The sequence below is a fragment of the Kitasatospora sp. NPDC004272 genome (assembly GCF_053603035.1).
The window spans coordinates 1-7245 of record NZ_JBSGET010000234.1; the positions used below are offsets into that span (position 1 = coordinate 1).

Consider the following 7245-nt stretch of genomic DNA (forward strand, 5'->3'; position numbering starts at 1 on the left):
GTTCGGGGGGGGGGGGGGGGTTGTGGGCGGGGGGGGGGGGGGCGGAGCGGGGGCCGGGCGGGGCGGGCCCCACCGGCCCCCCGCCCCGCCCCGGCGGCCGGTCAGTGGCGTCGGCGACGGGCGCCCGCCAGCAGGACCGTCCCGGCGGTGAGCAGCACGGCCGCGCCGACCGCGCCCAGCAGCGGCAGCGGCGAGCCGCCGGTGTCCGGCAGGCTCCCGGCGGGCGGGGACGGCGGCGGGGGAGCGGGGGAGGAGGCGGACGGGGTCGGCGAGGGCGAGGCGGACGGTGACGGCGACGGTGACGGCGACGGGCGGGTCAGCCGGTTGGTGACGGTGAGGATGCTGGTGCGCTCCGCCGGGACGGTGAACTCCCGTCCGAATTCGACGGCTTGTTCGGTGCCGTCGTCGGTGCGCAGCACGGCGCCGGTGGCCGTGTCGATGCCGTCCGCGGCGCCGCTGGCGGGTTCGGTGAGGGTGCAGGCGGTGGCGGTGGTGAAGGTGCGCCGGGGGAGGTCGCCGCGCTCCCGTCCGGGGTCGACCAGCAGGGCCGCCGGGCTCTCGTCGCCGGTGCAGCGCAGTTCGAGGCGGGCGGCGAGCGGGCGCAGTCCGGTGTCGCCGGTGGTCAGCTTGACCAGGTCCAGCCGGGTGACGTGGTGGAAGCGGTTGGTGAACCGGCAGGTGGGGGTGGGCTCCTCGGGGGTGAGGGTGACGTCGGTGACGGCGCGGACCCGGTCGACCGGGCCGGTGTTCGGGCCGCAGTCGGCGCTCTCCAGCTCCCACCAGCCGTCGGCGGTCGGCGGCGGCATCACCTCCTGCACGATGTAGTGGACCTCGCCGGTGACCCGGAGCCGTTCGGCGGCGGGCGCGGCGGTGACCGGGGTGTTCTCGGCGGTGGTGGTGGCGGTGGAGCGGTGGGTGGGCGCGTCCGGTCCGGCGGCGCGGCCGACGGGGTGCGGGGTGATCAGGTAGTCGAAGGTGCCGGTGCCGCCGACGGTGGTCTTCTCGACGGTGATCCGCCCGCCGGGCACGAAGCGGTTGGTCAGCAGGCAGTGCGTCTCGTCGGCGACCGGCAGGTCGTACCTGGCGTTCCACGTCCCGTACGGGGCGCTGCCGGTGGCGGGCCCGGTGGTGACGGGCAGTTCGGTGCCGTTGCAGTACGCGGTGGGGGTGTCCCAGTACCCGGTGGGCCCGGGGGCGGGGACGGCCTCGGCGAGCGCGTAGTGCCCGGGGGAGGGGTGGGCGGCGGAGGCGACGGCGACGGGCGTGCCCTCGGCGGTGGTGGTGACGGGGCTGACCACCACGACGTCGGTGTCCGGGGGCGGGGTCAGCGAGACGTCGAAGGTGCCGGTGCCGCCGATCGACTCCTTCTCCAGCAGTGACGCCCCGGCCTCGCGCCGGTTGGTGTAGGTGCAGGTGACGTGGTCCCCGGCGACCAGCGAGACGGTGGCCCGGCCGGTGGAGTCCGCGCCGAGCGCGCTGGTGCCCGGCCCGCCGTCCGCGCCCACGGCCGTGCAGCTCGGGAAGCCGGGCGGGGCCCAGCCGCTGTCCGGGTCCACGTGTTCTTGGAAGGTCCACGGCGGGTCGCCGGGCCGGGTCTCGCCGCGGACGAAGTCCATCGACGAGGACTTGGTCGAACTCGCGTTCAGGACGAAGTCGTTGACGCCGTCGCCGTTGCTGTCCGCGTACGACAGGTTGCCGTCGAAGCGGAAGGCGCCCTCGCCGTTGCTGCCGTCGGCGACCCGCTTGACCACGGTGATGGTGCCCGCGCCGGGCGGCGGGGTGACGGCGTAGTAGTAGCAGAACACGTGCCGGGTGCCCGACGGGTAGCTCAGGTACTCGACGTTGTCGCCGTTGACGGAGTCCTGGGCGCAGCGCAGCGCCGCGAAGCCGTAGGTGTCCTGGAGCCCGTTCAGCGGCTGCGCCTTGGTGCCGCCCTGGGCGACCAGGTTGCCGTCCTGCGCGGCGGAGCGCTCGGCGGAGGTGAGCGCGACGGTGACCGCGCCCTCCAGGGTGCGGCCGGTGGGGTTCCCGGCGGCGTCCAGTTCGGGGGCGCTCGCGGCGGTGGTGACGTTCTGCCGGAGCGGGGCGGCCACGGTGCTCAGGTTCTGGGTGGCGGGGCTGCGGCCGAAGAACCCGCGGCCGGTGGAGAAGGTCCAGCCGGGCAGCGGCCGGCAGGGCGGCAGCGGCGTCCCGGCGGCCTCCTTGGCGGCGCCGACGCTCTCGGTGCGGGTGTAGTTCGAGTCCGGCCCGAGGTCGCGCAGCGACTCCTGGACGTTGTTGCGGGCCTTGTTGGCCATCACCTGGTCGTACCGGTCGCACACCCGGGCGACGTAGGTGACCAGCAGGTCCCCGGGAGCGGGGGCGGCCGCGGCCGGGCCGGGGAGGGCCGCGAGCAGGGCGGCGGTGGCGAGCAGGAAGCGCAGTCGGCGCACGGCGGCCCGTTCCGTCGGGGACAGTGACGGTCCGAGCGAAACACGGCGGGCGGGCAGGGTAGGACAGCTCCCGGGCCGACGCACCGGCAACCGCCCGAACGGCGGCGCGGTCCGGTGCCGAGCGGGCTCAGGCGAGGGCGTGCAGGCCCAGGGCGAGCAGGACGGCGGCGGTGGCGCGGGTGGTCCACGGCCGGGGGCGGGGGGCGGTGCGGGCCAGCAGGACGGTCCAGCCGAGCAGCCAGGCGGCGAGCAGCGCGGCGTGCGCGGCGGCGAGGGTGAGGACCTGGGCGGGCAGTGGGCGTGCCGCGTCGAGGAACTGGGGGACCACGGTGAGGTAGATGGAGGCGGCCTTCGGGTTGAGGACGTTGGCCAGCAGGGCCTGGACGAAGGCGGGGCTGTCGTGGCGCGGGCGGCGGGCCGGAGGGCGGCCGGCGGAGCGCCAGGTCCAGGCGGCGAGGCCGATCAGGTAGGCCCCGCCGGCGATCCGGACGGCGGTGAGGGCGCCGGGGTGGTGGGCGGTGAGACCGGCCAGTCCGGCGAGGGCGAGGCCGGCGTGGACGGCCAGGCCGCTGACGGTGCCGAGCACCACGGGCAGCGCTCGGCGGCGGCCGTGCTCGGTGATCTGCCGGACCAGCAGGGCCAGGCTCGCGCCGGGCGTGGCGATCAGCGGGAGCAGCGCGAGCAGGAACCCGGCGACGGCGCGGGAGGTGGCCATGGTGGGTGCCTCCTGGGCGGGGGCGGTCAGAGCACGACGCGGTAGTGCGTGGTGAGCCGCCGGTCGTCGTCCAGGACGTGGTAGGCGAGCGCGGGCGGCTGGTCGCGGCCGATGAAGTCCTCGGTCTCCCAGGGGAGTTGCAGCGTCCAGGTGACGGCGGGGCCGACGATCAGCGGCCGACCGGCGAAGGTCGAGGCGGCGGCGGTGTGGGCGTGGCCGGTGAGGACGGCGACCACCTCGGGGTGGGCGTCGAGCAACTCGGCCAACTCCTCCGGCCGTTGCAGGGCGTACCCGTCGGGCAGCGGGTGGTGCAGGGCCACCGGCGGCTGGTGGAAGGCGAGCAACGCGGGCGTGCCGGGCGGGAGTTCGGTGAGCGTGCGGTCGATCCAGCCGAGCGTGGCGGGCTCCAGCAGGCCCTCGTCCCGGCCCGGGACGGTCGAGTCGATCATCAGGATCGCGGTGCCGCCGACCAGGTGCGCCCGGTTGACCGGGGCGGTGCCGGGCTCCTCGCCGAGCAGGGCCTTGCGGTAGGCGGCGCGGTCGTCGTGGTTGCCCGGGCAGTGCAGGACCGGGAAGGGGAGGCCGGCGAGCAGCTCGGCCGCCTCCCGGTACTCGTCCTCGGCGCCGTGGTCGGCGGTGTCGCCGGTGACCAGCAGCGCGTCGACGGGCCGGAGCAGTCCGCGCAGGTGGCGCACGGTGCGTTCGGCGCGCTCGGTGGCGCGCTCGGTGCCGTCGAGGTGCAGGTCGCTGATCTGGGCCAGCAGCAGGGTCACGGGGGCTCCTTCGCCGTCGTCCTAATGGTTGTCTTCCGATTTGGCGTTAGGGACTTTAGGGTAGGGGTGATCCGTTCGGCAAGGGAGAATGTCCACCGGCGGCGGAGACGAGGAGCACCCGATGGCGAACCAGGACGACACGCAACAGCACTGGCCCGCGCTGGACCTGGTCGGCACCGTCCGGCACGACGGCGACGGCGGCGTGCTCGACGACCTGGCCGGGCCCGACGCCACGGCCGCCTGGCTGGCCGAGCGCGCCGAACGCTTCACCGGCTCCGCCGAACCGCCCGCCCCGGACGCGGACCTGCACGCCGAGGTGATCGCGCTGCGCCGCGCCGCCCGCGCCCTGTTCGCCCGCGCCGTCAGCCCCGGCCCGGCCAGCCGCGCCGACGCGCACCGCCTGATGCCCGTCGACGAGGCGCTGGCCCGGCTGAACGCCGCCGCCGCGCTCGACCCGGTCACCCCGCAACTCGACTGGCCCGCCGCCCCCGACGCCCCGCCCCTGGTCCGCCCGCTCTCCTCGGCCCCCGACCCCCGGGCCCGCCTGCTCGCCGCCCTGGCCCGCGCCGTGATCGACTTCCTCTCCGGCCCCCAGCGCGAACACCTGCGAGCCTGCCAGGCCCCGCGCTGCGTCCGGTACTTCGTCAAGACCCACGGCCGCCAGGAGTGGTGCAAGACCTCCTGCGGCAACCGCGCCCGGGTCGCCCGGCACTACGACCGCCAGCGCACCGGCGCGGAGACCTGAGCCGCTAGGGGCCCGGGCCGGCGGGGGCCTACGCCTGGCGCAGGGCCGCCAGTGAGGCCACCGCCAGGGCGGCGGCCCGTTCGGTGGTCGGGCGGAACGGGGCGCCGGACTCCAGGGCGGTGACGGCGGCGTTCACCAGGCCCTGGAGCAGTTGGGCGGTGCGCAGCGGCGTCCGGTCGCCGAGGTCGGACAGGGCGCTGACCAGGGGGGACAGCAGCTTGCGGTGCGCCTCCCCGGCGGCCTCGCGGAGCGCCGCCGCGTCCCGGTCGCCGGCCAGCGCGCGGGCGATCCGGTGCTCGCCGTCGCGCACCAGTTCGCACTGGGCCCGCACGTACGCGGCGACCTGCTGCTCGGGGCCGTCGGCGGCGGCCATCGCGCTGGTGATCCGCTCGGTCCACACCGGGGTGGAGCCGTGCACGACGGCGGCCAGCAGCGCCGACCGGTCCGGGAAGTACTTGTACACGCTGTTGCGGGCCAGGCCGGTGCGCCGGGCGACGGCGGTGAAGGTCACGGCGGCGGCGTCGCCCTCGGACTCCAGCAGTTCGCGGGCGGCCGCGATCAGCGCCCGGTGCTGCTGGGCGCGGTGGTCGGCGACGGTGGCGGCACTGATCTTCGGCACCCGCCCAGTCTAGGAGGCCGCGGTGTCGCCCCGGCCACCCCCGGTTTGGGGACGTGGTGTCGCCATGCTCTATGTTGAGGACACCTCGTCCCCATCCTGGAAGGAGCACGGTGTACCTCGCCCTGCTCGAACTCAAGGCCGCCCGCGGCCGATTCCTGCTCATGGGCTGCGTCGTCCTGCTGGTCGCCGCCCTGGTCGGGATCGTCTCCGGGTTCACCACCGGCCTCGGCGACGACACGGTCTCCGCCCTGCGCCGCCTGCCCGCCACCCACCTGGCGTTCTCCCCGGACGCCAAGTCCGACCAGTTCGCCCGCAGCCTCGTCCCCGCCGGGACCCTCGACCGCTGGCGGCAGCAGCCCGGCGTCCGGGCCACCCCGCTCGGCGTCTCCATCACCCGCGGCACCACCGACCGGCACACCGAGGTCGACCTCGCCGCGTTCGGCGTCGAACCCGGCTCCTTCCTCGACCCCGGCGCCGAGGACGGACGACCCCTCGGCGGCGACGGCCAGTTGGTGATCTCCCGCAAGCTCGCCGACGAGGGCGTCCGGATCGGCGACACCCTCACCGTCGACCGCCTCGGCATCGCCCTGAAGGTCACCGGCATCACCGCCCGCTCCTCCTACGGCCACGTCCCCGCCGGGTACGTCACCACCGCCACCTGGCAGCGGATCCGCTTCACCACCCCGGGCGCGGCCACCCCCGCCGCCGAACTCCCCCAGCAGTACAGCGCGATCGCGCTGCGCAGCACCGGCGGAGCCCGACTCGCGGACGCCGACCAGCAGCTCGGCACCCGGACGGTCACCCTCGACGCGGCCTACGCGGCCGCCCCCGGCTACACCGGCGAGCGCGTCACCATGACCTCGATCCAGTTCTTCCTCTACCTGATCGCCCCGCTGGTGGTCGGCGCGTTCTTCGGCGTCTGGACGGTGCAGCGCCAGCCCGAACTCGCCCTGCTGCGCGCGATGGGCGCCTCCCGCCGCCGCCTGCTCGGCCACACCCTGACCCAGGCCGCCGCCGTCGTCCTCGGCGGCACCCTGGCCGGCGCCGCCCTCGCCTGGGCGGTCGGACTCCTGGTCGGCACCGAGGTCCCGTTCAGCCTCCCCGCGCCCGCCCTCACCGCCACCATGGGCACCGTCGCCCTCGCCGCCCTCGCCGGGGCCGCGCTCACCCTCCGCCGGGTCGCCAAGGCCGACCCGATGACCATGCTCGGAGCCGGACGATGACCGAACTGACCCTGCGCGGCGTGAGCGTCTCCCTCGGCCACGGCGACGCCCGCACCCCCGTCCTGCGCGCCGTCGACGCCGTCTGCGCCCCCGGCGTCCTGACCGCCCTGGTCGGCCCCTCCGGCTCCGGCAAGTCCACCCTGCTCGCCGTCGCGGGCGCCCTGCTGCGCCCCGACGAGGGCCGGGTGCTGCTCGGCGACACCGACCTGGCCGCCCTGAACGACACCGAACGGGCCCGGACCCGGCGCGAACGGATCGGCTACATGTTCCAGAGCGGCAACCTGCTCGGCGGCCTCACCGCCGTCGAGCAGCTCCTCGCCGCCGCCTCGGTGGCCGGCCGCCCCGCCCGGCGGCTGCGCGCCGCCGCGGAGTCCGCCCTCGCCGAAGTCGGCCTCGCCCACCGCCTGCACCACCGCGCCGACCGGCTCTCCGGCGGCGAGCGCCAACGCGTCGCCCTCGCCCGGGCCCTGTTCCTCGAACCCGACCTCCTGCTGATCGACGAACCCACCGCCGCCGTCGACCGCACCCAGGCCGCCGCCCTCACCACCCTCATCGCCACCACCGCCCGGCAGCGCGACTGCGCCGCCCTGGTCGCCACCCACGACCCGGTCGTGGCGGACGCGGCCGGAGCGACCGTCTCGATCTAGTTGTTCTGTCCTGTGAGGTTGGGGACGCGGGTGGCGGGTGGTTGGCCTGCGAGTGCGGTGTGTCCGCGGTGGTGATTGTAGGTGTGGAGCC

Annotated in this window: 7 protein-coding genes; 3 read left to right on the forward strand and 4 right to left on the reverse strand. The window is 76.1% G+C overall.

The window, feature by feature from the left end:
• Positions 1 to 101: 101 nt before the first annotated feature.
• The 3 genes from ACWEO5_RS37390 to ACWEO5_RS37400 all read right to left on the reverse strand — a co-directional run bounded on the left by ACWEO5_RS37390 (position 102) and on the right by ACWEO5_RS37400 (position 3914).
• Positions 102 to 2432 (reverse strand): prealbumin-like fold domain-containing protein, encoded by a 2331-nt coding sequence (locus ACWEO5_RS37390; protein WP_452166540.1) that lies wholly within the window; start codon positions 2430 to 2432, stop codon positions 102 to 104.
• Between the two features lie 127 nt (positions 2433 to 2559).
• Entirely contained in the window at positions 2560 to 3147 is a 588-nt protein-coding gene (locus ACWEO5_RS37395; RefSeq protein WP_452166541.1) for a LysE family translocator, read from the reverse strand.
• 26 nt (positions 3148 to 3173) lie between these two features.
• Positions 3174 to 3914 carry a metallophosphoesterase gene (locus ACWEO5_RS37400; RefSeq protein ID WP_452166546.1) on the reverse strand — a complete coding sequence of 247 codons (741 nt, stop codon included), beginning with the start codon at positions 3912 to 3914 and terminating at the stop codon, positions 3174 to 3176.
• Positions 3915 to 4041: 127 nt separating this feature from the next.
• Here ACWEO5_RS37400 and ACWEO5_RS37405 point away from each other — a divergent pair, with 127 nt between their 5' ends.
• A complete protein-coding gene (locus ACWEO5_RS37405) occupies positions 4042 to 4665 on the forward strand; it encodes a CGNR zinc finger domain-containing protein (protein ID WP_452166542.1) in 624 nt (207 codons plus the stop codon).
• 28 nt (positions 4666 to 4693) lie between these two features.
• On the opposite strand, the gene ACWEO5_RS37410 is transcribed toward ACWEO5_RS37405, so the two are convergent.
• Positions 4694 to 5284: a TetR/AcrR family transcriptional regulator gene (locus ACWEO5_RS37410; protein ID WP_452166543.1), complete on the reverse strand. Its 591-nt coding sequence runs from the start codon at positions 5282 to 5284 to the stop codon at positions 4694 to 4696.
• 110 nt (positions 5285 to 5394) lie between these two features.
• Between ACWEO5_RS37410 and ACWEO5_RS37415 the strand changes: the two genes are divergently transcribed.
• Complete coding sequence (locus ACWEO5_RS37415; protein WP_452166544.1) at positions 5395 to 6507, forward strand: ABC transporter permease; 1113 nt, start codon at positions 5395 to 5397, stop codon at positions 6505 to 6507.
• Positions 6504 to 7154: an ABC transporter ATP-binding protein gene (locus tag ACWEO5_RS37420; protein WP_452166545.1), complete on the forward strand. Its 651-nt coding sequence runs from the start codon at positions 6504 to 6506 to the stop codon at positions 7152 to 7154. The genes ACWEO5_RS37415 and ACWEO5_RS37420 overlap by 4 nt, the downstream gene beginning before the upstream one ends.
• Positions 7155 to 7245: the final 91 nt, after the last annotated feature.